Raw genomic sequence first — 25,100 nt, forward strand, 5'->3', positions numbered from 1 at the left:
CAGGAATGTTGCATAGTTAATATTAACCATGCAACACTCGAATCATGGACGCTATGACCTACACCATGAAGTCCGCGTTTCCTCTGTTCTGGGTGCTGTTGGCGGTGGTCGGTGCACTGCTCCGCACCCGCCGGAGCCCTTCTCGGCGAGCCGCGCTGGAGACCTGGCAGCGCTGGTGGGCCGTCGCCGCGCTCGGGTGCGGCAGCCTGTGGATGACGGTGGCCTTCCTCGTCGGGCCCGGCACGATGGCCGACACCATCGGTTTCACGCGCAGCCCGTTCCAGTTCGAGATCGCCTTCGCGAATCTGGGCCTGGCCGTCATGGGCTTGCGGGCGGCCTCGCGCTCGGCCACGCCCCGCGAGCGCGTGACCATCGGCCTCGGCGCCGGCATGTTCCTGTGGGGTGCGGCCGTCGGCCACGTCCACCAGTGGTTCGCCCACGGCGACCACGAGCCGGGCAACACCGGCGGGGTGTTGATCGCCGACATCCTGCTCCCCGCGGTCATGATCTTCCTCGCCTGGCGAGAGCAGCGACTCCCGGGCGCCGAGCAGGCCGGCGAGCAGGCCGCCGGTGCCGCCGGGCCCGGCACGTCGCCGGCGCGGCTCACCGAACACGCGTGACCGCCGGCGGGCCCGCGAAGGCGTTCACTTGTCGCCGGGCACGTCGACGAACTCGGCGCCGATTTCCGCCAAACGCTCCGCCGCGTAGGACGCGTCGAGCAGTGCCTCGGGAGTGTGGACGCCCGGCGGTACGGCCGCGCCGCGCAGCCCGAGCAGTCGCTCGACGCCGAGGGCGATGCCCAGCGCGGTCAGCGGTCGTTGCCCGTCCGGATGGACCAGGTAGCGGTGCAGGCCGCGCGGTTGCCCCCCTGGGCCGGTTCCTTCGACGTCGATGCGGATCTCGACGGAGGCGGGGCCGCCGCGCCGCCGACCCGCGGACTCACCGACGGCGAAGTCGAAGCGGACGTTCGGCGCCCCCGTCGCCAGCGCGAGACTCGGCACGTCGAGGATGGCGATGCTCCGTCCGGGCACGAGGATCCCGTCGGTACGTGGCACATCCGTCCGCGCGTCGGGTTCGGCGACCCACGTGAACACGCCGTCACGGCGCACCAGTCCGGCCGAGGTGGCGGTGGCCCACCGCTCAAGATCCGCCAGCCCCGCGGGGCCGCCGGCATCCGACTCGTCCAGGACGGCGCCGATGCGGATCGTGTCGATGCGTTCGAACTCCCTGGTGGCGTACAGCGTCGCCAGAACACCGATCCCCGCACAGAAGTGACTCGCCATCAAGACCGCGGAGCCGCCCGGGCGTTGGGCGCTCGCGACGATCTCCGGTGCGATGTCCACCAGGCCGCTGGAAATGCTCAGGTAGGGCAACCCGCGCTCCTGCGCGTACCTCAGCCCCTGCAACCGGTCGTCCCACAGCGCGGCGACGACCGCCAGATATCCTCCGTCGGCCGGCAGGCCCAAGTCCCCGCGCCCCAGGTCGACGGTCGCGGCTGTGGCCGCGCCGAGTTCGTCGGCGACCCGCTGGGCGCGGCCGAAGTCGCGGCCCGCGATCGTCAGGGGCAGTTCCGGGTGCCATCGGCGCAGCACGGCGGCGGCACCCGCACCCGCCTGCCCCGAACCACCCAGAATCAGAACCGAGTTGGGCCGTCCCATGGTGAGTCTCCTTCGCCATCGCCAACCTACATTTTGTAACCTACGTTTTGTAACATAAGCTGGAAGGCGACAGCAAGGGAGGACCATGGCGACCACACCGACCCGCCTGTCCAAGGCGGCCAGGCGGGAGCAGTTGCTCGACACCGCCGTGGCGATCGTGCGCACCCAGGGTGCCGACGGGCTCACGCTGGTCACCCTCGCCGAGGCAGCCGGCGTCAGCAGGCCGATCGTGTACGACCACTTCGGCACCCGCCCCGGCCTGCTGCTCGCGCTCTACCGGCGCCTCGACGAACGCCACCGGGCCTCCGTCACCCGGGCGTTGCGGGATGCCGCGCCCGTTGCCGAGGAGGTCGCCCGCGTCATCAGCGCCGCGTATTTCGCCTGCGCCACCGACATGCCGGAGCTCAACGCGGTTTCCGCGGCGCTCAAGGGCAATCCGGACATGGAGGCAGGCAGACAGGAGATGGCCGACGACTATGCCGACCTGATGGCCGCCGCGCTGCGGCCGTACACGCACCTTCGGGTCGACGCCCTTCGGCTGTGCTGTACCGGCGTGCTGGGCGCGGCCGAGGCGCTCGCCATCGAACTGAACCGCGGGCGGGCCTCCGTGGATGACGTGGTCGACACACTCACCGGCCTGGTCGTGGCCGGCCTCGGAACCGGGACCGTCCGCTAGCTAGCGCGTGTCTTCGAACCGCCGCCGAGTTCCACGACGCCCGGCACCGCACCTCGCCGCCCCGGGAGAACAGGCGGGTGAACGCTCGTGGGTTCGCGTTCCGGGTGTCGGCCCACCCATCGATGTCCTTCCAGGGCTGGGCCGGGTGCCCCGGTGCCACCGCAACATCCGCCCGGACGCGAAGCCTTCCGCCTCGCCACCGCGAACTCCGTCTCGATCTACCTCTTGCGTGTCGGTCCCGGTGACCGGCCGCCTGTACGGCGACCGGTTCGGAACGAATGACCGACTGCACGCGGGGCGGGAGGAGTGCTGTCGGCACGGTCATACCCACAGACACGACGGCTCAGTTGGCCCCGCGCTGACCGGAGAGGTGTAGGTCCAGGATCTCCTCGTCGCCGAAGACCCGGCCTGTGAGAACGAATCCCGCGGAGATGTACAGCGCCCTGGCCGCAACATTGTCCGCACGTACACCGAGCCGGATCAGGGGTGCCGAGAACACCTCCCGCGCGTGCGTGACGACTTCCCGGAGAGCGGCGCGTCCCAGTCCCCGGGCCTGGTGGGCCTCGTCGATCATCAAGCGGTAGAGCCAGATCTCCCCGTCGTCGGGATCGGGTCCGTACATCGCGAAACCCACCGCGCGCCCCTCGTGCAGCACCGCCCTGGTCACGAAACCCGGGAGAAAGCGACTCTCCGCGATCGAGTACACGTTCGGCGCGATGAAGTCGCGTTGTTCCCGGGAGACCGTCAGGTCGACCACGTCCTCCCAGTTCGCGTGGTCCAGATCGGTAAGCAGCACACGAATCGACATGGGGTATTCATACAAGCTACCGGCCGAGTGGGCATCCCAATTCGAGCCGGTGACCAGTGCGAACGTCACGCGCGGACACCGTGGGGCAGGGTGCCCGAGCACGCGGGGCTTGTACTCGACAGGGGGACGGGGAGTTCGCGGAGGCCGTTGGCTGTGAACGATTCCCGGCGTGCGAGGGCGTGTTCGGGGTGGGCGAGGGTGAGGCGGGGGAAGCGGGTGAAGAGGGCGCGTAGCGCGACGTCGGCCTCCATGCGGGTCAGGGGCGCGCCGAGGCGGTGGTGCGGGCCGTGGCCGAAGGCGAGGTGTTCCTTGCCCGCGCGGGCGGGGTCGAACACATTGGGGTCGGCGTGCACGGCCGGGGCGCGGCCGGCCGCGCCGAAGGCGATGATCATGGCATCGCCGTGGCGGATGGTAACGCCCTCGTCGAGGTCGATGTCCTCGAGGGCGTAGCGCAGGGGCATGTGGGCGATGGGGCCTTCGAGACGCAGGGTTTCCTCGACGACGTCGTTCCGGCCGATGCTCGCGTGTCGCAGGTGTACGTGGTGGTCGGGGTGGGTCGGGAGAGCGTGGACGGTGTTGCACGTCGTCGAGTGCCTTGCCAACAGTGAGCCTTCTCCGATCAGGGCACCGACGCCAACCTGCGTCGGAGCACACCGAATTCCAGCACGGCCGAGATCCCTCGGCGAGACCTCGGCGTCGGAGCAGAGGTCGATGTTTGCGAACCCCTCCCGCCCCGGAGGTGGGTCGCCGGATGCCACCCGGCCGGTGGTTCCGATGTGCTTTGGCATCCGCGCATGGTGATCTCGACTACCTTCACGCACACGTGGAGGAGTGGTGCCGCGACGATGCTCGCGGCGTATCCGAAGCGGATCCGGTGGTTGATCGTCACGCTGCCCGTATTCCTGCCCCTGTTGGCGATCCTCACCGAGGAGGGCTTCGCGCGCTGATGGCTGCTCCTCATGCCGTTTGCCCTGGTGTTCGTTCACGGCAGGCAGGTGCGCTCGCTGATCGGGCAGGGTGTGATCGAAGTCGTCCTGGACGACGACGGCTTCACCCGCACCCGACCGGGCGTGGGCGCGTCGACGGTGCTCTGGCCCGCGGCGTTGGACGTACGGCGGCAGTACGGGTTGTTGGTGATCGGGACGGCCCCGGGCTGTGTCGCCACCGTTCCCGAGCACGCCTTCGACGCCGAACAACCTGCCCGGGTCGACCGGTTCATCCAAAGAGGCCGCGGCGCATCCGCGACACACGTCCCGGTCTCGGCCACCGGGCCGACGGCAGACACCTCGGCCTGACCTCCGGAGCACCGGACCCGCAGCTCGACGAACCTCCCCGGCACGGCGGCCGGCGCCGCAGGCCCGGCATGTCGCCGGCGCGGCGCACCGGGCGCTCCCCCGGCTTCGGGCGATCATCGCCATGCGGAACGTCGACGGACTGCATCGGACGGCGGGCAGCCCCGTCGAGCGCGTGCTCGAACTGCACGGGAGCCCGGCTCGGGCCCGCTGCGTGCGATGCCGCTGCCGGGTGCCGATGGCGGACGCGCTGCGCGCGGGTCCGGGCGGCATGGACGAGCCCCCGTGTCCGGCGTGCGGGAAGGGGACGTTGCGCCCGGACACGGTCCCGTTCGGCGAACACCGGGATCTCGACCTCGTCGGGCGTACCGCGAACGCCTTGCGGACGGCCGAGGTATTGCTCGTGATCGGAACCTCGCTGCGGGTGCGAGCCGCCGCCGACCCGTGCACCGCCGCGATCGACCGCGGTGTCGAGTCGATCATCGTCAACGCCGAACCCACACCGTGCGACGACGCCGCAAGCACCGTGTTGCGGGGCTGCATCGAGGTGGTCGTGCCGCGACGGGTGAATGCGCGCGTGGCCGGCGGAACGCCGACCCGACGAGGCGTCCGTTTCCACCGCGCCCGCCCACGCCATCGCGGAACGCCCGTGCACGCAACCCGGTGTCGCCGGTCGACCGGAGGGGGTGCTCCGGTCCGCCCCTCCCCCGTGTCACGAGGATTCCGACGGCTTCGTATCATCGCCGCCTGTCCGGAATTCGCCGCCCCGCGGGCCGAATCACGTGGACGCGGCCGCCGCTGCTGTCGCGAGGAGTTCCGGTACGGTCCCGGTGAAGTCCGGCAGCAGCATCACGGCCACCGCCCACGCCTCCGGGTCGCCGGCGATCGTCGCCCGCACGTGCTCGGCGATCATGGCGGAGGCTTCGGCGTGGCCGTCGGGGAAGACGCCGAACAGGTCCGCCAGTGCTTCCAGCAACCGCACCGCCGGGTGGCCGAGTTCGACGAACTCCCCGACCGAGAGCACTTCGTCGGCGAGGGCGTTGCCGAACCAGCACAGTCCGAGACGAGCCTGCCGCGACGCGGGTGGAAGCGGCCGGGCGAGTGCCGCGAGCGCGTGCTCGCGCGAGCCGGCGGCCAGTTCGACCGCCAGCCGGTCGTCCACGTCCGCGGCCGCACGGAGCAGTTCGGCGGGACACGACGAATGCCGGGCGAGGAGCACCAGCGCCGCGCGCGGCAGCGGGTCGTGCTCGTGGGCCGCCGCGGCCGCGGGCCAGAACGAGTCCGGCACGTGCCGCGCCGCGCGTTCGGGCCGTGCGCGAATGGCGGCGACGAGCTCGTCCGGCTGCTCACGGCGCAGGGTTTCGGCGCGCAATCGGGCCAGGCCGTCGGGGGCGCCGAGGGCCCACCGCCGGGCCTGCCGCGTGGCGGGCGTGTGGGTCAGCAGCGACCGCAGCCGGGGGTCGAGCAGCGCCCCCCGGCCCTGCGCCTCCCACAGGCTGAGCAGCCCCCGCAACACGCCCGCCGGGCCCAGGTCGTCGGCGCGGCGGCGCAGCACCGCGCGGAGCAACGCGGTGTGATGGCCGTGCACCGCCTCCAGGCAGCCGTCCCGGTACGGCGCGTTCAGCCAACTGCGGTCGAATGCCGTCAGCCGCACCCGGGGCGACGCGTCGCGGCGGGTCGCGACGAAGGCCGCGTACCGGATCGCGGGGTTCGACGACTCGAACAACAGCGCGGCGTTGATGTGCCGGTCGTGCCTCGCGAGCAGCACGCCCGCCGTCTTTCGGTCGGGGATCAGCCGGCCGACGAGGGCACGCGCGTCGAGCTCAGGGTTTCGCATCAGCGCGAGGACGAGGTGGCCGGGAAGCGGCTCGTCGACCCACCTGAACACGTCGCGGACGTCGGAGGGCAGCACCGCGAGCACGGCGGCGGCGTCCTTCGGCGGGAGCCGGCCCAGCAGTCCGAGCGGGGTCATGCGGCCCCAACGTTGCGCCATGACCCGGGCGGTGTCGCGATCGTGCGGGTCGGCTCCCGCGAGGGGCGCCCCGGCGCCGACGCGGTCTGGACCGGCGGCGCTTGCGGCGTCCGCGCACAACTCGGTGAACGTCCCCGGGTAGTCCGGTGCGTGGTGCGCCAGCCACGCCCACGCGGCCGGGTCGGGGCCCGGGAGCATGCGGGCCGCCTCGTCCAGGACGCGGTCCAGGGGTGCGATGCGGGGCTCGGCGTGCACGGCACGCGCGTGCCGAGCCACGGTGCCCAGCGCGCGCCACGCGGGTCGGCCCTCGAGGGCGAATTGCCGGGCGGTCAGGAGGCGTCGGTCCAGCGCCGCGCTGAACGCGGTGCCCTGGCGCCCCGTGGTGACATCGCCCGGCGACTCGGCGGCCAGGACGAGGGCGGCGTCCGTCGGGCAGTCGGGGTGGATGAGCAACTGACGAGCGATGTCGTCGCGGTATGGCACGCGCAGGTGCTCGGCTGCGATCAGGTCCCAGTCGCTGCGGGAATGTCCGTCGAGTGCCGTGCCGTCCACGCGGGTCTTGAGATTCCGCAGCCACTGCGCCAAGGGGGTGCCCGGGTCCGGGCCTGCCACGCCGTCCGGCGGCGACTGCGTGCCGAGCGCCACGGCGCCGGCCCGAACACGGTGAACGCCGGCTTCGACGTCGGAGACAACGACCGACGGCCCGAGACGGACGCGGACCCGCGCGGCCGTCGCCGCATCGGTGTACTCGAGCAGCAGATCGACTGGGGATACCCGGCCGCCCTCGTCATCCTTCACCCCGCGACGATACCGACGCCCGACGCCGGCGGTCGGACGGGGCTCGACGACGGGGAAGGTGGGCCCGGACCCGCACCCGAACCCGGCCCGGACAACGCACGAGGCGGACCGGTCCGTCCACCGGCCCGCCTCGCTCCTCCGTACCTCTTCCTCGGGGTCACCGACGCGGCGGAAGCGGGCGTCACCGCTCGGCGAACGGCACGGCGTTCATGGTGTCGAGCACGACGTGGACCTCGGCGAACCGGTACCCGTCCCCCTCGCGCCGTGCGGGTCCGGTCGATGCGCAGGGCGGTCCGCCCGGCCGACCGAACTCCTCACGGGTGGGGGCGTTCCCTCGGGCCCGACGCCGAGCCCCTGCTCCTGGCCGTCCGCCACGGCGACGGCCCGTTCCGGAACACCTTCACGTTCACCCCCGAGGATGTCGTCGCAGGCCTGCTCCCCCACCTTCGCCGCTCTCGAAGTAGGCTCCGCGGCATCCGGGATGCCCTTTCCGCCCGGAGGCCGCGATGGGGGCAACGTGCGGTTCCCGTGAGGGCTTTCGGCGGTCGCGGTGGAACGTAGTCCCACTGCGCACGATCACCTTTGGTGACCGTGGCCCACTGCTTCATCCACGACCCGCCGACCCCGAACGTCATCCAACACGCGAACGCCACCGTACGACCCGCCCGCCCACACGGCACGCAACTCCCGTCCGCGATCTACGACGAGCCGGCCGGGCAGCGTCATGAAAGCCCGAGGTCGGCCTCCCCGGCGGGAAATCCGGTTCACTGGCGGCCAACCGGTATGGCACGCTCGCCTCGACCGCGAACGTCGCCTCCCCGACGTCGTCTCGTCGTGTGACCCCGGAGCGCCATGATTCGCCGTGCCGTACCCTTCCTCGCCGTCGTCGCCCTGTGTGCCGGTTGCTCCGGCACCTCCCCCGGCCGGGCCGAGTCCCCATCGCAACCCGCTCCCCCGGCCGCCGATCATGGCGAGACGGTCCGCACGGCCATCGCCGCCACCCGCGCGGGCACCGCCCACTTCGAGACGCGACACGAACTCGGCGCCGAGGGCAAACACTTCATGCTGACGATGACCGGCGACTTCGATTTCGCCGGCGACCTCGGGCACGTCGCCGTGGACTTCCCCGAGGGCGGTATCAGCCACATCGACGAAATCTTCGCCGACGGCCGCGTCCATGTGTCCAACCTGCCGCAGACCGAGGGCAAATGGGCGACGATGCCGCGCACGGCCGCCGAAGCCCACTACGTGCTCCGCGCCCCGCTGAACGATCCCGAGCACGTCCTCGAACAACTCGCCTCGATCCACGAGACGACCAGGGTCGGCGCCGAGGACCTCGACGGCACGCCCACCACCCACTATCGCGGGGCACTCCTCGAGGACGCGATCACCCTGCGCATCACCGAGAAGATACGCGCCGGACCCCCGGACATCGCACCGCTGTTCCCCGACGGTCGGCTGAGCATCCCCGCGGACGTGTGGCTGAACTCCGAGGGCCGCGTCGTCCGCACCCGACTGACACTCCAAGAGGCGGGCATGGACGTCGTCGCCACCACGACCTTCTCCCGCCACGGCACCCCGGTCCACGTCGACACCCCCAAGGCCGAACAAACCGTGCCCGTCGACACCATCAAGGGCGTCCTCCCCGGCTGACCCACACACCCCACCCCGCCCCGACACCACACCCGACCCGACCCGACCCCGCGGGCACAGCCGACACGACGGCGGGGGCGTTCGACGGCCGCAGGGCGAACGTGTCGGTGCACGGGCACGGTATGTCGGCCGGGGCGGGCGTGCGAGGATGCGCGCGTCCCCAGGACCCAGTGATCGGTAGACCCTGTTATGCACACCGCCCGCGGGCGTCTCGCCGCCGCCGCCGTCGTCGTTCCCCTGGTCCTGGCGGCCGGGGCGTGTCGGTCCGGCTCGGGCGAGGCCCGTGATCCGAAACGCTCCTCCGACGGCCCTGCCGCCGCGGCGGGTTCGCCCGCGGTCCCGTCCGATGGTGTGCCCGACGCGACGAAGAGCGGGGAGTCGACCGCCGAACGATTGCGGGCGGCCTGGGTCGTACCCGGCGACCTGCCGCCGGGGTGGACGCCGACCGGGGAGGCCACCCGGGTGGCGTTGAACCCCAGGGCGACCAAGCCGCAGTGTCAGCCGATCGCCGACCTGGAGGACCTCTCCGGGGCCGCGACGCCCACGACCGTGACGCACCTCGGACTGGACTCGGAGGACGCACCCGGCACCGTCAACGCGGTGAGCATCGCCGTGCTCCCCGGGGACGGCGCGGCCAAGGCCCTGGAGGCCGCCTGGAAGGCGTTGCCGTCGTGCGGCGACTTCGCGGTGTGGACCGACGACCCCGCCGATCCGGGTGCCGCGACCGAGGACACACTGACCGGCGGCCCGGGCCACGGCATCGGCGACGACAGCCTGACGATGGACTTCGACACGGGCGAGCAGTACTCGTCCGTCGTCACCGTGGTGCGAGTTGGGCCGATACTGCTCAGAGGCACTTCCGTGGGAATGTACGGTCCACCGCCGACGGCGATCCCCAAGGCCGTCATGAAGGCCCAGGTCGACAAGATCGCCGGCCTGACTCGCCCGGCACGATGAGATCGAAAAGACGCCGACGGGCCGGTTCGCACCCCGGTCCACAACCGTCGGGATCGAAATAGGGAGCGGCGGCGTGGGGGGCGGCCCTGCGGGATGCGGTGATGGTGAACCGTCGCGTGTATGTGAATCCGGACCAGGTCGAGGTTCTCAATCACTCCCGGCTCCACGTCGTCCTCGAGGGCCCTCCGGAGCCGTCTACCGATTCGGCACGGGGGGCGTTCCTGTTGCCACGGCGCGATCGAGGGATACCCGGTGTCGGTCGAGTCCCCGGACGGGTACGCCGCGCTGATCGATCTGTTCGAGAACCGACTGCGCAGCGCGCCGGTGGCGATGGCGATGGCGTCCATTCCCGAGCACCTGCCGGCACTGCGCGCGGCCGTCGCCATGATCCGGCTTCCGGCCAGGGGCGAGCCCTCGCCCCGCTCGGCGACGACGTGAGCCCGATCGTCGTCGACGAATCGCGCCTGGAGGAGGCGACCGCGGCACACATCCCGGTGACCACGGAATTCGGCCGCCGGCATCCTGGTCTGGTCCAACTCCCGCTGAACCGGCCACCGGGACGAAGGAACGACCGCCCCGCCAGGGACCGTGTCACCGGCACGCGAGCACACCGGCGGCGGATCGACGCCCGCGGTCATCCCCTCTGCGGCACGGGTACGCCGGTGCCGTTGGGAATGGGCGTCGATGTGGTGCTCGCCGACTTCGGCGTCGTCGCCCCGAATCGCCCGACGGAGGCAACTCGTCGGAGCGGGGTTCGGTAGGACGTCGTTCGCCATGCCGCCGAGGTGCCGCCGTGGACCGGGGCGGGGTTGGGTTCGAGGCGATCGCGGACATCTCGTTCGCGGGCCCCGACGTGGAACGGACGCACGGTTGGGCGGAGTTGGAGAAACTCGGAGTATCCGGCGGTCGGTGGGGGCGCGGTGTCGAAGTCGAAGATGTGGTCGTGTGCGCGAGCGGTGGCGAGATTGACGCGCAGGTGTCGGCTCGGGTCGGCCGAGTGGTGTGTGAATCGGTGCAGGTCCGCCGCTCCGGGGAGGACGGGCTGTGCGCGTCGGCCCGGGCGTGTCAGCCCACCGACTCGTCGATGCACAGTCGGACCCGCCGCCGATGCAGATTGATGCCGCGGACCCGGACGGCCACGACGTCCCCCGCACCGCACTCGCGCCCTCCCGCCGTCGACCCGGCCAACCCCGGATCGTCGGCGGGTACCAGTCCGTGGACCCCCGCAGCGAGGCGGACCACCACCCCCGGCGGAATGATCCTCTCGACGCCCCCCGAGACCCGCTCGCCGAGCCACGATCTCACCTGCCACGGGAAACCGGACAAGTGTTCCCTCCGCACTGCCAGGTGGACGGCTTTTTGCCAACGGTTGCGACCATCCGGCAACCGAATACCGCCCTCGCCCCCGGCGGCGCGTCCGAGCAACTCGGGCCCTTATCCCTCGAACTGATCCTCCAGCAGAGGGATGCAGGGCGACAGCAGCGGCTCCGAGTGCTCGGTCACCCGACCGCGGACCATCCTGATGACGAGGACCTCGTTCTCCCGAGCGGGGTCCTCGTCGTCGCGCACATGCAGCAGACCATACGAGCCCGGCGCCCGCTCACCGATCTCCTGGAAGAACCCCACGATCTCCGCGTCACGGTGATTGGGGAAGCCGCCGACGTGAACGAACACCTGCCCGTTCATCCACCGCAGATCCAGCAGATAAGGGCTGTCGATCTCCCGGATACGCCGCTCGATGCCCTCGACGATCTCCCGCAGACGGCCGTCGTCGAAGTCGTCATCGTCGGCACCGGCACCGGCACTTTCCTGAACGTTGATCCAGCCGTGGTATTCGAACATGGCAGCAACCTACTGACGTGCTTACCAGAGAGCCCGCTCGTCCCGCGCCCACCCGCGGACGAACCCGCCCGGGAAACGATCTCACCCCCCACAGGAGACCGGACAGGCATTCCCCCTACCTCGCCAGGTACACGACTCTCGTCAACGGCCCAGGAGATGGTCAGGTCACAGGCGCACTCCGGCCGGCTCCGGTCGTGACGTGCAGGGCACCCTGGTGCAGGTCGAGACCGCGGGCGGTGGTGGGCTTGCCCACGCGGACGAGCCGGCCGGGTCCCTGGAACGCATCGGTGCGAAGGCGGAAGGTGTCCGGATCGGCGCAGCCGACGGTGCGCAGTCGCCAGGGGGCCGAAGTGGTGTCGTCGTTGCGGGGCGGCAGGGCGAGGTGGAGCTGGGCGGCGGCCGGACGCTCTGTCCCGTAGTCGGTGTGTGTCGCCGTCCAGGCGGCCATGACGAGAACCGCCTGCGACGGCATACGCGACACGGGCGAGCCGTCGTCGAGGGAGGGAGTTGTTCGTTGTGCGGGGCGGGGGGTGTCGATGATGTCCGGGCGGCCTGCGCGATCCCCGAGGACGGTGGCGATCCAGCGGGTGATGTCCGGGTCGCCTTGGTGAGCCCAGGATCGGATCACGTCCAGGAAGGCCGCCTCGCGGCGGCGGGCGCCGCGTTGCGACCCGGCGGCCAGGATCGCCTCGCCCGCTCCCGCGAAGACTTCGCACAACCGCGTCACGGGGACGTCGTCCGCGTGGGCGGCGTAGCGTACGGAACGCAGTTCCAGCATGGCGTGGTGCAAAAGCCTGGCGGCGGCGTGTGCGTCGGGGTCCAGGTCTGCGCCCGGCGGTCGAGGTGGATTCGATCGGCTGGTTCGGGCAGGGGTGGTGGCATCGGTGCGTCGGCCGTTGGTCGACAGGTGCCATGAGCGGTCGTCGAGGCGATACTCGCCGCCGGCGGCGCGGAACCGACCGGCCGGGCCCAGCGAGATCCCGACCTCGCGCGCTCCGGTGTGCAGGATCGCTCCCTTCGTGTCGGAGAGGTCGAAGGCGATGTCGGTGACGTCGTCCAGCCACACGTCCAGCAGGGCGGGCGGCGCGGCCTCGTCGACGGCGAACCTGCGGTCGGCGACGAGTTGGACATGGGCGCTCAGGCGGGTACCGGCACGCTCGACCCGCAGGTGGCGGACCGATGCCGCCGCCAGATCGTAGTCGGGGATCAACTCGTCCACGTTGTGGCGCGTGAGCCGGCATTGCGGCGTCATGACGTGTCCGCGATAGTCGCGGCCCGGCGTCTGCGCCTTGGCCGGTGGTAGGAGCGGTTCGATGTCGTACCCGGCGATCGCGGCCTGCTCGGTCATCCATGCGCGCCGCCGCTCGCCGAAACCGGCCATCCACTCCAGTACGGTCCTCGCCCGCCGCTCGCGTCGACCGGCGTTGGACGTGCTCGCGGCCCAGAACAGTGGAAACAGATTGTTGTCCCACACATCCGACGCCTGGCGAATGGCTTCCCGGTCGAACAGGCGGACATCCGCCGCGGCTTCCGCCATCCGCTCCAACGAACGATCCAGCAGCGCCGCCAGGACGGACATCGCGGATGCGGAACGCATGGGCGAGCGCGAAGCATCGGACGGTGGAGGGACAGGTATGGCCACGTCGTGATCGTCGCACATCCATTCCGGCATGGCAGAGGAGTCCCAACAGGGGCCGGCGGGCAACAGCGTCTGGCGAACGGCGATTTCGGTCTCTTGCTGCGACCGCGCCGCACCGTGGATCCCGAGATCGGCTTCGGTCTCGAAGCGGGACCATGCACCGCCTGTACGGTTCTGGCCTGACGGCGGCCGATCATGTGCCGGCCGGCGTAGTGGGCGGCCTGCGGTACTTCGGACGGTGCACGTGCTCGCCGACGTGCCTGTTGACCGCTCCGCGGGGTTCGCCGTGCTCATTCGTCGCCGAGCTGGAACGTGACGCGGACGTCGTGATGTGGCTGTGGCTCGACGCCACGGCAACGACCGTCACCCACATCGAGATCATCGACGGCCGTACCCTGGGCCCCGCGGCCCGACAGTCAAAGTAGCCACGGCCACCGCGTTCCCGGTTCACCGGACGTACCGTCGGCCTCCGAGGAGCGTGTGCCCAACAAGTGCGCCGGGCAACTCCGCGCCGTCGCGCGCACTTCCGAAGACGGGCCGTCGATTCCGGCACCGCGTCGCAGAACCGACCGAGGAAGCACGGCAACGTCGTCGCCGTTCCCGTCGCCGAGGAACCGCAACGGCTGCGCCCGGCGGGGCGCCGCGACCGCGCGCGAGCGACCGGTGCGCGAACATGCGGCGCATCGTGCTGCGGTGTCCCGTCTCGAGGTCTCCGACCTGATCGTCGACCACTACCCCGGCTCGCTCGAGCGGGCACCGGTCGCGCGCGCCGACGTGGTCGCCGCGCTGCGCGCCGCGGGTCGGTCGCGGGGGCGCGGATCGCCGCGCGGTTGCCGGTGCTCGACGGGGCCTGCTCGATCCGGCGTACGTCGACCGCCGCCTGGTCGCCGTGCACACCGAACTCCAGCGCCTGAACGAGGAACTGCGCATGTCTGAACGCCTCGCCCACCAGTTAGGGCCGCTGCCCGCCGCGATCCGCTCCGCCGAGGACGCGCCCGATCGCATCCGCGTCGTCGACATCGGCTGCGGCCTCGGCCATGTCGTGCGTTGGCTCGCCGCCCACGACGTGCGTGGCCCCGACGTCGAGTTGGCGAGCGACCCGATGCCTGCGACGATCGTCGCCCTCCCCGAGCACGGCGAGACCGTGAGCGCCCTCGTGACCTGCCCGGCGCTGACCGACGGGGATCGCGCGACGGCACGCGAGGGCGACAGAGTCCACATCCGGATCCGCGCAGTCGACCTCGGAACCGAACCCGGAACCCACCGGGAGACCGTCGCCATGCCGTGAGGCCGACGAAGCGCACGTCGGCGGGCGGCGCGGTGCCCGAGATGGGCGGGATATGCGTCCGGTCGGGCCGGTGGGAGTCCGTTTTCGGTCTCGACGGCGTAGCGGTCGAAGGCAAGTCGTGTGCTCCGGCGCCGATGCGACAGCGGCCCATTGCCACGCATCCGCTCGATCTCCCGAACGAGGATGACGCGATGCGGGCGCCAAGCGACGCCTGCCCGGGGTACGCGAGTTGCGCATGCCGTCGACCGGGGTCGGGTCGGAGTCGAGTCCCGGAACCCCGGCCGCGGAGGGACGTCGCGTGGGCGCGGTCGGTTCCGGACCGCGTCGAACGGTCCTCAGTCGATCCACACCACCATGGCCAGGTCCCGTCGCGCGGCTTCCGCGTAGAACGCCCGCAGTCGGTCCAACGCGCCCGCCACACAGGGCACGAGCCCGACTCCGGTCATGGGAGCAACGATGTCCTCGACGCGGAATCGGAACACGGTGGCAATCTCCTCCGCGGTCGGAGGTATCGCGGCGAGGACCCGGTCGGCGTCGATGGCGTCCAGGACGGCGGCGATTTCGGCGACGGCCCCAGGGGTCAGGAGGGCGGGTGGCTCGGTCATGCCGTCGTAGACCCCGTCGTGGTCCAGGAAGGCGATGTCTCCGCCGGGGTCGCCGTCCAGGGCGCGGTCGATCGCGATCACCGACGCGGATTCGAGGCCGGCGCGACGAAACAGTGCCGGCAAGGGCCGGGCGTCCCAGTTCAGGTCGAGGCAGTCGTCCGCAGGCGGATCCCAACCCGGATCACCCGTGGAGGACGCGGTCGCCCGCCGACGACAGGCCTCGATGTACGCCGGAGTCACCCTCGCGAACTGCTGTGTCAACGCCACCGGCACAGTCTTGCGCACCCCTGCGGTCACGTCGCCGGAAACAGTCTCCACCGTCTCGTGATGCCCGCGGGAACGTGGAACACGTCATCGTCGACGGCGCCGGGCGCGGTGAATCCGGGCGTCGTACCCATCGACGCACGACAGCGACCGGCGAGATCGCCGACCACGCGGGCGGCGTTCGGGCCCACGAGTCGGTTGTCCTGGCCGGCGTTGTTCGAGCGTGCCGTCGGGTTCCGCCACGCGCACCGCTGCGGCCTCGTTCCCGCCGTCGCCGGGGATCGCGAAGGGCGTGGGTGAATTCGGAACGATCCAGGCATCGGCTCGACCGGCATCGCAGGGCCGCGCAACTCGCCCACCAGGGGCTTGTGTTCGTCCGCCGAGGGCTGCTCCGGGACCGCGAGGCGCTCGGACGGCTCGGACGTCACGATCGCCTCCACCCATGCCTCTGCCGAATGACCCCTGTGTGCTCGAGGAAACGCGATCCGCGCGCCGGGCACCGCGACCCTTCCGCGTGCGGCTCCCGTGGCGCCGATACCGTGGGGTGACGACAGGGCTCGACGACACCGACCGACGGCAACTCGCCCTGGTGCTGCAGGAGTACGCCGAGCACGTCCTGGACGAGGTGGCCATACTGCGGGTGCGGATGAAGTACGGACACGCGTACCTTGAGATGTTCCGTACATATCCCCCGGGCACCACCGACGGCTACTTCCACTCGATCGACCCCCTGCTACCGCCGCTCGGCGCGCGGGAGAACCGGTTCGCCCCCGCACACGAGATCCGACTCGCCGTCCTGCTCCACACGTACGCAGAACACGAACTCGACCAGTGGACCGCGCTGGAGACACGCACCACCCGCGGTCCGGTCTACATCGGGATCACCAACTCGACCCCCTACGGCGGGACCCACGACGACGCCCGATCGCTCGATCACCTCCTCATCGCACGGGATGCCGGACCCTGATGTCCGGGAGGACCGCGGGCAGGGGCCCGGTCATCGGCGGGTTCCTTGCGTCCGGCGCGCCGCCGGGGCCGTCGCTGCCTACGGTGACGGCGGAGCCCGCCCCCGCCAGGCCACCGTGTCGAGCGATTCCATCGGTGCGTCGTCCAGGATCGGCGTGCTGCGTCTGTCGACGGAACACGCTCCTCGGGAGAACGTCCAGTCGGCCAGGATTCCGGCAGCACATACGGCTTCACATCGATGGTTTCACGGATTGACTCACAGTGAGGCGATCCGGAACTTCATGCCTGGATCTGATCCTTGAAACGTTCTCGTCCAACCTGCGACATCCGAGTTCACGCCACCACGCACACACCACCGCCGCACATGATCAGCGCAGGGCTGCGATGCCGGTCAGGAAGATGTCGACGCCGGTGAGGAACTGCTCGCGGTCGTCGTGATGGCGCAGTTTCGACACCGCCGCATGCACGAACGGGTACTTGTCGGGGTTCACTTCCGCCCATTGTGTGGCAGCGGCGCCGAGGAAGGCCGCTCGGTCCATGCCGCTGTCGGCGAGGTGCCGTGCCGTTGCCGCGTTCCGTACGGCATCACCAAGGACATAGCTCATGAACGTGCCGGCCGCGTCGAAGCGTGCCCGTTCGGGGACGTCGAGCGCGGCCAGCAGGCCGGCGATGCTCTCGTAGAAGTCCAGCAGTACGGGCCGCCACGGCTGCCGGGAGAGTTCTGCCGCGACCCAGGGGTGCGCGTCGATCGCGTCGAAGAGTCCCAGGGCGAGGTGCCGCAGGCTTTCGCGTGGATCCGTATCGATGACCGCGCCGGTCAGCACGCGAGCGAAGATCTCGTCGGTTGCGGTCGCGAGCAGATCGCCCTTGTCCGCGACGTGGTGGTAGATCGCCCCGTAGCCGGTGCTCAGGCGAATGGTGAGCGCGCGCAGAGTCAGTGCGCGCTCACCGCCGCCGTCCAGGAGTTCGATCGCACTCTGGATGATCACGTCCCTGGACAGGCCGTCCTTGCGCCGGGGAGCCCGCGCCGATCCGTTCGCGGATGTCTTCGCCATGCTCTCAGTATCGCACGAGTGGATTGTCACTCCAATGTCGTGTTAGCGTTTTTGGAGTGGCAATCCAATGGGGATCGTCCACTGGATCGGGAGGATCACCATGACGACGCCGGTCACGATCATCGGAGCAGGTCTGGGCGGCCTGCTGCTGGCCCGCGTGCTGCATCTGCACGGCATCGCGTCCGAGGTCTACGAGGCGGAATCGTCTCCGTCGGCGCGCATGCAGGGCGGGCTGCTCGACATACGCGACCACAACGGTCAGCCGGCACTGGAGGTGGCCGGCCTGACCGAGGAGTTCCGCAAGCTCATCCTGGAGGGGCGGAAGGCGATGCGGCTCCTGGACCGGAAGGGGGACGTTCTGCTCGACGTGCCCGACGACGGCACGGGCGGCAACCCCGAGGTGCAGCGCGGGGAACTGCGGCAGATGCTGCTCGACTCGCTCCCGGTCGGCACGGTCCGGTGGGGTCACAAGGTCGGCGGCGTCCGCTCCCTCGGCGCGGGCCGCCACGAAGTGGCCTTCGCCAATGGCGCCATCCTCGTCACGAGCCTGCTGGTCGGCGCGGACGGTGCCTGGTCCCGGGTCCGGCCGCTGCTGTCCGGCACGACACCGGAGTACACCGGTTTCTCGTTCGTCGAGACCCACCTGTTCGACGGCGACAACCGCCACCCGACCAGCGCGAAGATCGTCGGTGGCGGAGCGATGATGGTGCTCGAACCGGGCAAGGGGATCGTGGCCCACCGGGAGCGCGGCGGGAATCTGCACACCTGGGTCATGCTCGACAGGCCGCAGAACTGGTTCGCCGACATCGATTTCACCGATCCCGGCGCGGCCACCGCACGAATCGTGCAGGAATTCGACGGCTGGGCACCGGAACTCACCGCTCTGGTCACCGATGGCGAGACCCCGCCCGTCCTGCGCCACATCCACACCCTGCCCGTCGAACACCGGTGGCACCGGACGGCCGGGGTGACCCTGCTCGGCGACGCCGCACACCTGACGGCCCCCAACGGTGAAGGCGCCAACCTGGCCCTGTACGACGGGGCCGAACTCGGCAAGGCCATCGCCGCGCACTCCCACGACACCGAGAGCGCGCTGGCCGCGTACGAGCAGGCGATGTTCGTACGTACCGAGGCAGCCAACGCCGAGGCGCCCGAGCTGCGGGACTTGCTGGGCGACAGCACACCCCACAACCTGATCAACGCCTTCACCGGGAGCTGACCACCGCAGGTCGCGGATGGGGGGCAGGAGATGTCACCGCCGGCGAGGAGCGGCTCACGGTCGTCGTGCCCGGGTGCCAACGCCCCCCGTTATGTCCCGAAGAACGCGTTCTACGAACAGGTCGCCGTGCGCGGCTGCCCGTCCGAAGAGGAGAAGCGCCTACGACGACAGGTCGCGAGACGCAGGGACTCCACAAGGCCGACCGCGAGGAGCCGTGCCGCCCCCGCGCCGACGTGGAAACGCTCGTCCGGGTCGTCAATCAATCGGAGCCGGAGCGGCAACGGTTCGACGGCGCCGCCGGCACGGACTCGCCGGTCCGCCCGGTGCGCCCGCCGGGGTCCCCGCGGCCGGGGTGGGCAGACAGCCGCCTGGGGCGGGCGGTCGCCGAGGGCCAACCGGGCGACCGCCCACGGGATCGTCTTCGTGGGGCGCCTGTTCGCCGGATACGACGGTCCGCGAACGGGCCTATCCCGTCATGCTGTTCGGTCCGCGGGTTCCTGGCCGGAGGGGTCGGTCCCGGGGGCGGGGTGTTTCCGGGGGTCGGGCGCATCCGTAGCCCATGCATTTCCTGGGTCCGGTCCCGTAGGCCACGAACGAGTCGCGCGCCGGGTGCGGACGGGGGGCGGGGGTGGAGGCCCGGTGGTCGGGGTCGAACGTCTCGGGGTCGTCGTGGCCGTCGCGTCGGCGGTGGATCAGGCGGGGGCTGTGGAGGATGGTGGGCCCGGCCGGGATCCCAATGCCCCCAGCGCCGTGCCGACGGACGTGGCGCGGGTGAGGATCCAGACCGGCGGATACGGGCGCAGGCTCTCGGTGACGATCCGCCCGATCAGGAGCAGTGCGGGGAGGTCCTCCAGGGAGGCGGTGTCATCGACGACGGTGTCGACCTCCTCGTGGAGGCGGCGTCGGATGTCGGGGTGTCGGGCAAGCAGGTGCAGGGCCCAGGCGAGGGTGGCGGAGGAGGTCGCCATTCCGGCCGTGTAGAACGTCACGATTTGATCGGTGAGTTCGTCCTCGGACATCCTCGGGGCGTCGTCGGCGCGGACGACGCCCGACCTGGTCCCGATCACGATCGACGGGCGTGAGCACCTCGTCCCGCCGAAGCGCGACATCACGGCGTTCCTAACGTGTGGCGTATGCGCGGATGAATGCGTGGACCCCGTCGATCATGGTCTGACGGACCTTGTCCGGGGCAGGGTTGGCGGGGACGGGTTGACGGTTGTAGGCCAACAGGATCGTCAGGGCGAAGAAGTGGTCGGCGGCCAGACGCGGGTCGTCCGTGTCCAGGAGTCCGGTGTCGACGAAGTCGGCGATGCGTTTCGCGAACACCTCCTCCACCACCCCCGTCGCGATGTCGTCCTCGGTCGTGGGCGTCCGCAGGCGCTCTTGGGCGACGAGGGCGAAGCCGGCGGCGTAGTCGGCGGAGCCGACGATCGACGTGCCGAGGTCGATCGCCAACGCGGTGAGGGCCTCCTCCAGTTGCGGCACCGTGGTGATCCGCGCGCCCTCCGGGAGGTGCTCGTCGAGCGCCCGGCGCGCGGTGGCCACCAGTGACTGGGAGGCGTCCGAGAGGATGGCCAGGAAAAGGCGGCGCTTGTCGCCGAAGTAGTCGTACACGGTGCGCTTGGACACCTCGGCTCCGGCCGCGACGGCATCCATGCTGACGCGGTCCACTCCTTGGCGCACGAACAGGTCCCGCGCGGCGGCGAGAATCGCCTTCCGCTTCTCCAGGGACCCCTCGCGCACCGACTTCTCCGTGCCAACAGCGCTCATCCGTACCTCCGAAGGTCACCCTACACCGACCGGTGCAGCTACTACACTGCACGGTGTAGTGTGCTCGACATGACCTCGACAGCAACGGCCGCGCAGGCCGCGGCGCCGGTGACCGATCGCCGGTTGACCCTCATCAGCCTCGTCCTGGCGCTCGGAGTGTTCACGACGCTTTTGGACACGACGATCGTCAACATCGCCCTGGACCACCTGCAGGGGGTGTTCCATGCCTCGGTCGCCCGGACGCAGTGGGTCACGACGGCCTATCTGCTGGCGTTCGTATCGGTGATCCCGGTGAGCGGATGGCTCTCCGAACGGTTCGGCGCGCGCAACGCGTGGCTGTTCGCCATGGGCGCCTTCCTCGTCGGCTCGGCCCTGTGCGGCCTCGCGGATTCCCTGCCCCAGCTCATCGCCTTCCGGGCGGTCCAGGGAATCGGCGGCGGCATGGTGATGCCGATCACGCTCACCATCGTCACGCGGACAGCCGGCCCGGAACGCATCCACAAGGCCACAGCCGCGGTCATGCTTCCCGGTCTCCTCGGTCCGATCCTCGGATCAGTGCTCGGCGGCGCCATCCTGGAGTCGCTGAGCTGGCACTGGCTGTTCTTGATCAATGTGCCGGTCTGCGTCGTCGCGCTCGTGCTCGGCCGGATCCTGTTGCCCTCGACCGCCGCACAGCGCGGCCACCGGCTCGACATTCGCGGCCTCCTCCTGCTCACTCCCGGCGTCGTCGCGCTCGCCTACGGCATCGGTGAGATATCCGGAAAGGACGGCTTCGCCGCCGTCGGCGCCTGGCTCCCGCTCGCCATCGGTGCCGTGCTGCTCGCCGCCTTCACGGTCCACTCGCTGCGCGCCCGTCGTCCCGCTCTCGTCGACGTCCGTATGTTCACGCGGCGCAGCTTCGGCCTGGGCAGCGCCATCACGTTCGCGGGCGGGTTCTCGACCTACGCCCTGTCCTTCCTGCTTCCCCTCTTCTACCTGCAGGTTCGCGGCGAGACGCTGCTGCACACCGGCCTGCTGCTCATCCCGCAGGGACTCGGCGCGATGTTCTACGTCGTGGGCGTGCGCGACTTCGCGGCACGAATCGACAGCCGCTTCGTCATCGCCGCCGGAGCGGTGCTGACCATGATCGGGACCGTGCCGTTCGCCCTGGCCGACAGCCACGGCGGAACAGCGGTGCTACTGGCCGCGCAGTTCGCCCAGGGACTCGGCTTCGCCGCCACCACCTTCCCCGTGATGACCCTCGCCTTCTCGAATCTGAGCCACGACGAGGCTCCCCGAGGCAGCGCGGCGTTCAGCGTCGTACAGCGCGTCGGGGCACCCTTCGGCGTCGCGATCGTCGCCGTGATCCTGCAGAACCTGCTCGACGGCGCAACCACGGCGGCAGACCGACTCTCGGCGTTCTCCGAAACGTTCTGGTGGATCTTCGGCCTCAGCGCCATCCCGCTTCTGCTCGCCTTCCTCGTTTCGCCGGACAAGCGCACCGAGCCCGCGGAGCCCACCGACCCGGCGCGGTAGACGCCGCCCCCGGCCCGAAACGCGCCGGCCGCGCCCGCGGTCGGCGCACAACCCACCATCGATCGGGCCTTGGACGAGTCCATCGTGGACCGGTGGGAGCCAGAGGCCGCACGCTGCGCCCCGGGGAACCTCGACACCGTGGCTGGCGGCCGGGTGCTGCCCGAACTGGGAGTATCAGGAATTAGGGTCTTCCAAGATTTTCGTAGGCGTTGATCGGTGCGGGGTTCCGATGACTTGGCACGGTCGTCGGAGGCAGGCTGGTGATGTGTGTCATCGAGTTGGGGGGCTTGTTGCCGCAGTTGACCGCGGTGCGGGTCGAGCACGTGGTGGCCAGTGCAGACACCCTGCGGGTCAGGGCGCTCACCAGCGGCGGGTGGTCGAGGCGGTTGCGGTGGCGCCGGCGGGGTCGGCCGGTGCCCGGCTTCTGTGCGCCCTGCATTGCGCGTTGAGCTGGGCGAGGGTGCAACTGCCCGATGCGCATCCCACTTCCCGACCGGGCCGCGCCGAAGGTGGCAGGTCTCGCCGAGTTCGCTCTGCGCAAGGGACATCGGTACGCCGCGATCGTCATCGATGCCGTCAGCGGCAAGCGAATCGAGGTGCTGCCCGATCATCGCAAGGAGACGGTCACCGCCTGGCTGCGGGAACATCCCGGCATCGAGGTGGTGTGCCGGGACGGATCCGGTGCTTGCGCTCAGGCAACTACCGCCCCCGACCCGGAGATTGTGCGGGTCACGGACCGATGGCATCTATGGCACGGCCTCATCGAAGCAGTACTCGAGGAGGTTGGCGCGTACAGCGCCTGTTGGGCGAGGATCGGGCCGCCGATCCGGGAGGGCAAGCGGACGAGACCACCCGCGAGCGATGTTGGCAGGTCCACGACCTCCTCGACGCCGGTGTCGGGCTGCTGGAATGCTCCCGTCGACTCGACCTCCCTCTGAACACCGTCAAGCGTTACGCCCGCCACGGCGAGCCGGACCGGCTGGTCGGGGCACCGCGGTACGGGCCCGTGCTGGTCGACCCCTACCGTGAACACCTGCGTCGGCGCCGGGCCGAAGATCCGTCCGTCCCGATCACCCACCTCCTGGCCGAGATCAAGGAACAGGGCTATACGGCAGCGCCAACCCTCTCGTCCGCCACATCAACCAGGGCCGCGTCGAGGCCGAACACGCCTCATTGTCGCCACGCCGCGCCACCCGCCTGCTGGCCGGCCGCCCCGAGAACCTGCGCGAGAACCAACAGGTGCTGTGCGACCAACTCATCGCCGCCTGACCTGAGATGACCACACGCGCCGCACAAATCAGAGGGTTCGCCGTCCTGTTGGTCCCGGCCGAGAGCAACATCGAGGCGCTGACCGGCTGGATCGTCCGGACCCGCGCCGCCGAGCTGCCCTTGCTACATGCCTTCGCCAACGGCCCGGCCGGCCACGCTCTCCTACGTCAACGCGTCCTGCTCAGCTCACCCCGCCAAGACGATCAATGCCTACGAAAATCTTGGAAGAGCCAAGTCCTTGACAGTCCCGGCCCAACCGCGGGGCGAGCGTGCGATCGTCGAGCCGTTGCCCGTGTGCCTGCTGGGCCGGGAAAACGGTGAAGGGGTGCTTTGGGCCGGCGTCGTCGGTGGCTCCGTGGTGTCGGGTGGATGTACGGGTGGGTCCTGGGACGGAAACGGTTCGTGGCCGGCTCGGGTCGACGGGATGCGCGAAGGCGCCGGCGGGTCGGTAAGGGCGTTTTGTACGGCGGGTGTCGCGGCGCTTCGGGCGAGTCGGGCCCGGTCGACGGGTGGGCGTGGTTCGGCCGGAACGCGTCCTGTCGTGGGCCCGGTCGGCGGAGGACGCTTGGTGCCGGCGGGCGCTCGGCCCGCTCCGCCGCGTTCCCCCGCGTTCCCTGTTCGCCTGTTCGTCTGTTCCCCGATCGCACGTCGACCACGACGTCGTTCGGCAATGGGGGCGCGCGGCGGTGAGCGGCGGCGCGCCCGTGTCCCGGTCGGGCGCGTGCGTGTCGTCACGACTCGAAGGAGAGGGACGCGCATGTCGGTGAAACGGTGGTTCGCACAGCTCACCGCCGTGTTGCTCGTGGTTGCGGGCGGCACTGCCGGCACCACCATCGTCGCCGTGGCGGCACCTACGGCCGCGCTGGCGGGCCCCACGCTGGTGTACCAGGAGAACGACGTGGTGCACGTGATCGCGTCGCCGGGCGCGGTGAACGACATCCGCACCTCCGGGGAAACGGACGAGTTCCTTGTGGTGGAGGAGTTGGCCACCTCGATGGTGGTCGGCGACGGCTGCACGAAGTACACCGACCACAAGGTGAGATGCCACATGGAGACCGACTGGACGAGCCTGGAGATCGATGCCGGCGACAAGAACGACTCACTGGACATCCAGTTTCGGACCTGGTCCACGGACGTGTGCAAGGCGAACGGCGCCGCGGGTGACGACACGATCCGGGTGTCCGGCTGCACGGCCCTCGGAGATGCCGGAAACGACACCATTCGTGTCATGGAGAGTGCGAACGTGCAGGCCGGGCTGGGGAACGACCGGATCATCGTCAGCTATACCGCCACCGGCACCGCGCGCAACGTCTCGGGCGGCCCCGGCAAGGACGTGGTCAACTTCGCCGCCGCGACCGGTCCGGTGTCGGTCACGCTGGACGACGCACGCAACGACGGGCAGGAGGGATACCAGACCATCGACATCCGCTCCGACGTCGAGGACCTGGAAGGCGGTCCCTACGGCGACGCCTTCGTCGGTTCCGCCATCGCCAACAACCTGGACGGCGGCGCGGGCAACGACCTGATCCTGGGCGGCGAGGGCGCCGACACCCTGATCGGCGGATCGGGCAACGACGAACTCCACGGCGATGGCGGCTTGGACACGCTCAACGGCGGATTGGGCATCGATCGATGCGACGTCGGCGCCGGCGGCGGAACCCGCATCGACTGCGAACTCCCCTGAACCCGCGCACACCCGCCGGGCGGCCGGAACCACGTACCCGTCCGCCCGGCAAATCCGCACGCCGCGCACGCCGCCCACCCGGCGCTCGGGCACCACGTTCGGACGATCCTCGACGACTGCCACCGGGAGGGGATCGACGCCGGCGGTACCCGCGAACCGCCGCGGGGCGG

24 protein-coding genes and 1 pseudogene are annotated in these 25,100 nt (G+C 70.5%); 14 read left to right on the plus strand and 11 right to left on the minus strand.

Translation table 11 applies throughout. The features are described from left to right. Nucleotides 1–44: 44 nt before the first annotated feature. A complete protein-coding gene (locus B4N89_RS40760; RefSeq protein WP_078981681.1) occupies nt 45–620 on the plus strand; it encodes a DUF6790 family protein in 576 nt (191 codons plus the stop codon). A 24-nt stretch (nt 621–644) separates the two neighbouring features. On the opposite strand, the gene B4N89_RS40765 is transcribed toward B4N89_RS40760, so the two are convergent. Then, a complete protein-coding gene (locus B4N89_RS40765) occupies nt 645–1,658 on the minus strand; it encodes a saccharopine dehydrogenase (protein WP_078981682.1) in 1,014 nt (337 codons plus the stop codon). 85 nt (nt 1,659–1,743) lie between these two features. Here B4N89_RS40765 and B4N89_RS40770 point away from each other — a divergent pair, with 85 nt between their 5' ends. Continuing rightward, nucleotides 1,744–2,334, plus strand: a complete 591-nt coding sequence (locus B4N89_RS40770) for a TetR/AcrR family transcriptional regulator (RefSeq protein ID WP_078981683.1) — start codon at nt 1,744–1,746, stop codon at nt 2,332–2,334. A gap of 343 nt (nt 2,335–2,677) precedes the next feature. Here B4N89_RS40770 and B4N89_RS40775 read toward each other — a convergent pair whose 3' ends face one another. Then, the gene (locus B4N89_RS40775) at nt 2,678–3,142 is read right to left on the minus strand and encodes a GNAT family N-acetyltransferase (protein WP_078981684.1); all 465 of its coding nucleotides are present in this window, start codon (nt 3,140–3,142) and stop codon (nt 2,678–2,680) included. A gap of 65 nt (nt 3,143–3,207) precedes the next feature. Continuing rightward, nucleotides 3,208–3,744 (minus strand): cytochrome P450, encoded by a 537-nt coding sequence (locus B4N89_RS48360; protein WP_235619271.1) that lies wholly within the window; start codon nt 3,742–3,744, stop codon nt 3,208–3,210. Between the two features lie 192 nt (nt 3,745–3,936). On the opposite strand from B4N89_RS48360, the gene B4N89_RS50315 reads away from it, so the two are divergent. From B4N89_RS50315 to B4N89_RS53565, 3 genes and pseudogenes are all read left to right on the plus strand, one after another. Then, nucleotides 3,937–4,089 carry a hypothetical protein gene (locus B4N89_RS50315; protein ID WP_161500987.1) on the plus strand — a complete coding sequence of 51 codons (153 nt, stop codon included), beginning with the start codon at nt 3,937–3,939 and terminating at the stop codon, nt 4,087–4,089. Between the two features lie 12 nt (nt 4,090–4,101). Next, entirely contained in the window at nt 4,102–4,437 is a 336-nt protein-coding gene (locus tag B4N89_RS48365) for a hypothetical protein (protein WP_101897524.1), read from the plus strand. 121 nt (nt 4,438–4,558) lie between these two features. Continuing rightward, nucleotides 4,559–4,852: pseudogene (locus B4N89_RS53565) on the plus strand (Sir2 family NAD-dependent protein deacetylase); the annotation flags it as partial. Between the two features lie 360 nt (nt 4,853–5,212). On the opposite strand, the gene B4N89_RS40785 reads toward B4N89_RS53565, so the two are convergent. Next, on the minus strand, nt 5,213–7,204 hold the full coding sequence (locus B4N89_RS40785) for a hypothetical protein (RefSeq protein WP_078981686.1): 1,992 nt from the start codon (nt 7,202–7,204) through the stop codon (nt 5,213–5,215). Between the two features lie 852 nt (nt 7,205–8,056). On the opposite strand from B4N89_RS40785, the gene B4N89_RS40790 reads away from it, so the two are divergent. The 3 genes from B4N89_RS40790 to B4N89_RS40800 all read left to right on the plus strand — a co-directional run bounded on the left by B4N89_RS40790 (nt 8,057) and on the right by B4N89_RS40800 (nt 10,252). Further along, nucleotides 8,057–8,857, plus strand: coding sequence for a hypothetical protein (locus tag B4N89_RS40790; RefSeq protein WP_078981687.1), 801 nt, complete (start codon nt 8,057–8,059; stop codon nt 8,855–8,857). A gap of 351 nt (nt 8,858–9,208) precedes the next feature. Beyond that, nucleotides 9,209–9,814, plus strand: a complete 606-nt coding sequence (locus B4N89_RS40795; RefSeq protein ID WP_143658259.1) for a hypothetical protein — start codon at nt 9,209–9,211, stop codon at nt 9,812–9,814. 201 nt (nt 9,815–10,015) lie between these two features. Beyond that, on the plus strand, nt 10,016–10,252 hold the full coding sequence (locus tag B4N89_RS40800) for a DUF6210 family protein (protein WP_268812615.1): 237 nt from the start codon (nt 10,016–10,018) through the stop codon (nt 10,250–10,252). A 996-nt stretch (nt 10,253–11,248) separates the two neighbouring features. Here the strand turns inward: B4N89_RS40800 and B4N89_RS40815 are convergent. Further along, a complete protein-coding gene (locus B4N89_RS40815) occupies nt 11,249–11,656 on the minus strand; it encodes an Imm7 family immunity protein (protein WP_078981692.1) in 408 nt (135 codons plus the stop codon). Between the two features lie 160 nt (nt 11,657–11,816). Next, nucleotides 11,817–13,253, minus strand: coding sequence for a hypothetical protein (locus tag B4N89_RS40820; protein ID WP_143658260.1), 1,437 nt, complete (start codon nt 13,251–13,253; stop codon nt 11,817–11,819). A 970-nt stretch (nt 13,254–14,223) separates the two neighbouring features. On the opposite strand from B4N89_RS40820, the gene B4N89_RS40830 reads away from it, so the two are divergent. Then, nucleotides 14,224–14,583: a hypothetical protein gene (locus B4N89_RS40830; RefSeq protein WP_143658261.1), complete on the plus strand. Its 360-nt coding sequence runs from the start codon at nt 14,224–14,226 to the stop codon at nt 14,581–14,583. Nucleotides 14,584–14,918: 335 nt separating this feature from the next. Here the strand turns inward: B4N89_RS40830 and B4N89_RS40835 are convergent, their stop codons facing one another. Then, a complete protein-coding gene (locus B4N89_RS40835) occupies nt 14,919–15,506 on the minus strand; it encodes a DUF1877 family protein (protein ID WP_143658262.1) in 588 nt (195 codons plus the stop codon). A gap of 490 nt (nt 15,507–15,996) precedes the next feature. Between B4N89_RS40835 and B4N89_RS40845 the strand changes: the two genes are divergently transcribed. Beyond that, nucleotides 15,997–16,419: a hypothetical protein gene (locus B4N89_RS40845; RefSeq protein ID WP_235619272.1), complete on the plus strand. Its 423-nt coding sequence runs from the start codon at nt 15,997–15,999 to the stop codon at nt 16,417–16,419. A 367-nt stretch (nt 16,420–16,786) separates the two neighbouring features. Here B4N89_RS40845 and B4N89_RS40850 read toward each other — a convergent pair whose 3' ends face one another. Next, the gene (locus tag B4N89_RS40850) at nt 16,787–17,473 is read right to left on the minus strand and encodes a TetR/AcrR family transcriptional regulator (RefSeq protein WP_078981698.1); all 687 of its coding nucleotides are present in this window, start codon (nt 17,471–17,473) and stop codon (nt 16,787–16,789) included. Between the two features lie 100 nt (nt 17,474–17,573). Between B4N89_RS40850 and B4N89_RS40855 the strand changes: the two genes are divergently transcribed. Then, nucleotides 17,574–18,692, plus strand: a complete 1,119-nt coding sequence (locus B4N89_RS40855; RefSeq protein WP_078982347.1) for an FAD-dependent oxidoreductase — start codon at nt 17,574–17,576, stop codon at nt 18,690–18,692. A gap of 465 nt (nt 18,693–19,157) precedes the next feature. Here the strand turns inward: B4N89_RS40855 and B4N89_RS53570 are convergent, their stop codons facing one another. The 3 genes from B4N89_RS53570 to B4N89_RS40865 are packed head-to-tail and all read right to left on the minus strand — an operon-like array spanning nt 19,158 to nt 20,462. Further along, nucleotides 19,158–19,475 (minus strand): cytochrome P450, encoded by a 318-nt coding sequence (locus tag B4N89_RS53570; RefSeq protein ID WP_107504209.1) that lies wholly within the window; start codon nt 19,473–19,475, stop codon nt 19,158–19,160. Further along, nucleotides 19,385–19,759 carry a cytochrome P450 gene (locus tag B4N89_RS40860; RefSeq protein ID WP_161500988.1) on the minus strand — a complete coding sequence of 125 codons (375 nt, stop codon included), beginning with the start codon at nt 19,757–19,759 and terminating at the stop codon, nt 19,385–19,387. Before B4N89_RS40860 ends, B4N89_RS53570 begins: the two co-directional genes overlap by 91 nt. 52 nt (nt 19,760–19,811) lie before the next feature. Next, entirely contained in the window at nt 19,812–20,462 is a 651-nt protein-coding gene (locus tag B4N89_RS40865) for a TetR/AcrR family transcriptional regulator (protein ID WP_078981700.1), read from the minus strand. Between the two features lie 69 nt (nt 20,463–20,531). On the opposite strand from B4N89_RS40865, the gene B4N89_RS40870 reads away from it, so the two are divergent. The 3 genes from B4N89_RS40870 to B4N89_RS50975 all read left to right on the plus strand — a co-directional run bounded on the left by B4N89_RS40870 (nt 20,532) and on the right by B4N89_RS50975 (nt 24,930). Further along, the gene (locus B4N89_RS40870) at nt 20,532–21,977 is read left to right on the plus strand and encodes an MDR family MFS transporter (RefSeq protein ID WP_143658263.1); all 1,446 of its coding nucleotides are present in this window, start codon (nt 20,532–20,534) and stop codon (nt 21,975–21,977) included. Between the two features lie 473 nt (nt 21,978–22,450). Beyond that, complete coding sequence (locus B4N89_RS48375; protein WP_101897558.1) at nt 22,451–22,915, plus strand: transposase; 465 nt, start codon at nt 22,451–22,453, stop codon at nt 22,913–22,915. A gap of 1,088 nt (nt 22,916–24,003) precedes the next feature. Beyond that, entirely contained in the window at nt 24,004–24,930 is a 927-nt protein-coding gene (locus tag B4N89_RS50975; protein WP_201261150.1) for a calcium-binding protein, read from the plus strand. The last annotated feature ends 170 nt before the right edge of the window (nt 24,931–25,100 follow it).

The sequence above is a fragment of the Embleya scabrispora genome (assembly GCF_002024165.1).
Taxonomy (GTDB): Bacteria; Actinomycetota; Actinomycetes; order Streptomycetales; family Streptomycetaceae; genus Embleya; species Embleya scabrispora_A.